Consider the following 2,513-nt stretch of genomic DNA (forward strand, 5'->3'; position numbering starts at 1 on the left):
TTAGTAGTGGCGAGCGAACGGGGACTAGCCCTTAAGTGGCTTTGAGATTAGCGGAACGCTCTGGAAAGTGCGGCCATAGTGGGTGATAGCCCTGTACGCGAAAATCTCTTGGTCATGAAATCGAGTAGGACGGAGCACGAGAAACTTTGTCTGAATATGGGGGGACCATCCTCCAAGGCTAAATACTACTGACTGACCGATAGTGAACTAGTACCGTGAGGGAAAGGCGAAAAGAACCCCGGAGAGGGGAGTGAAATAGATCCTGAAACCGTATGCGTACAAGCAGTGGGAGCCCACTTTGTTGGGTGACTGCGTACCTTTTGTATAATGGGTCANCGTGAGGGAAAGGCGAAAAGAACCCCGGAGAGGGGAGTGAAATAGATCCTGAAACCGTATGCGTACAAGCAGTGGGAGCCCACTTTGTTGGGTGACTGCGTACCTTTTGTATAATGGGTCAGCGACTTATTTTCAGTGGCGAGCTTAACCGAATAGGGGAGGCGTAGCGAAAGCGAGTCTTAATAGGGCGTCTAGTCGCTGGGAATAGACCCGAAACCGGGCGATCTATCCATGGGCAGGTTGAAGGTTAGGTAACACTGACTGGAGGACCGAACCGACTACCGTTGAAAAGTTAGCGGATGACCTGTGGATCGGAGTGAAAGGCTAATCAAGCTCGGAGATAGCTGGTTCTCCTCGAAAGCTATTTAGGTAGCGCCTCATGTATCACTGTAGGGGGTAGAGCACTGTTTCGGCTAGGGGGTCATCCCGACTTACCAAACCGATGCAAACTCCGAATACCTACAAGTGCCGAGCATGGGAGACACACGGCGGGTGCTAACGTCCGTCGTGAAAAGGGAAACAACCCAGACCGTCAGCTAAGGTCCCAAAGTTATGGTTAAGTGGGAAACGATGTGGGAAGGCTTAGACAGCTAGGAGGTTGGCTTAGAAGCAGCCACCCTTTAAAGAAAGCGTAATAGCTCACTAGTCGAGTCGGCCTGCGCGGAAGATGTAACGGGGCTCAAACCATACACCGAAGCTACGGGTATCACGCAAGTGATGCGGTAGAGGAGCGTTCTGTAAGCCTGTGAAGGTGAGTTGAGAAGCTTGCTGGAGGTATCAGAAGTGCGAATGCTGACATGAGTAACGACAATGGGTGTGAAAAACACCCACGCCGAAAGACCAAGGTTTCCTGCGCAACGTTAATCGACGCAGGGTTAGTCGGTCCCTAAGGCGAGGCTGAAAAGCGTAGTCGATGGAAAACAGGTTAATATTCCTGTACTTCTGGTTATTGCGATGGAGGGACGGAGAAGGCTAGGCCAGCTTGGCGTTGGTTGTCCAAGTTTAAGGTGGTAGGCTGAGATCTTAGGTAAATCCGGGATCTCAAGGCCGAGAGCTGATGACGAGTTACCTTTCAGGTGACGAAGTGGTTGATGCCATGCTTCCAAGAAAAGCTTCTAAGCTTCAGATAACCAGGAACCGTACCCCAAACCGACACAGGTGGTTGGGTAGAGAATACCAAGGCGCTTGAGAGAACTCGGGTGAAGGAACTAGGCAAAATGGCACCGTAACTTCGGGAGAAGGTGCGCCGGTGAGGGTGAAGGACTTGCTCCGTAAGCTCATGCCGGTCGAAGATACCAGGCCGCTGCGACTGTTTATTAAAAACACAGCACTCTGCAAACACGAAAGTGGACGTATAGGGTGTGACGCCTGCCCGGTGCCGGAAGGTTAATTGATGGGGTTAGCTAACGCGAAGCTCTTGATCGAAGCCCCGGTAAACGGCGGCCGTAACTATAACGGTCCTAAGGTAGCGAAATTCCTTGTCGGGTAAGTTCCGACCTGCACGAATGGCGTAACGATGGCGGCGCTGTCTCCACCCGAGACTCAGTGAAATTGAAATCGCTGTGAAGATGCAGTGTATCCGCGGCTAGACGGAAAGACCCCGTGAACCTTTACTATAGCTTTGCACTGGACTTTGAATTTGCTTGTGTAGGATAGGTGGGAGGCTTTGAAGCGTGGACGCCAGTTCGCGTGGAGCCATCCTTGAAATACCACCCTGGCAACTTTGAGGTTCTAACTCAGGTCCGTTATCCGGATCGAGGACAGTGTATGGTGGGTAGTTTGACTGGGGCGGTCTCCTCCTAAAGAGTAACGGAGGAGTACGAAGGTGCGCTCAGACCGGTCGGAAATCGGTCGTAGAGTATAAAGGCAAAAGCGCGCTTGACTGCGAGACAGACACGTCGAGCAGGTACGAAAGTAGGTCTTAGTGATCCGGTGGTTCTGTATGGAAGGGCCATCGCTCAACGGATAAAAGGTACTCCGGGGATAACAGGCTGATACCGCCCAAGAGTTCATATCGACGGCGGTGTTTGGCACCTCGATGTCGGCTCATCACATCCTGGGGCTGAAGCCGGTCCCAAGGGTATGGCTGTTCGCCATTTAAAGTGGTACGCGAGCTGGGTTTAGAACGTCGTGAGACAGTTCGGTCCCTATCTGCCGTGGACGTTTGAGATTTGAGA

1 rRNA gene is annotated in these 2,513 nt (G+C 52.1%); it reads left to right on the top strand.

Going from position 1 to position 2,513, the window contains the following annotated elements:
- A 23S ribosomal RNA gene (locus VLA07_RS27040) occupies positions 1 to 2,513 on the top strand; the annotation flags it as partial.

It is taken from the genome of Pseudomonas sp. S3(2024) (genome assembly GCF_036861315.1).
In the GTDB taxonomy this organism is placed as follows: domain Bacteria; phylum Pseudomonadota; class Gammaproteobacteria; order Pseudomonadales; family Pseudomonadaceae; genus Aquipseudomonas; species Aquipseudomonas putida_A.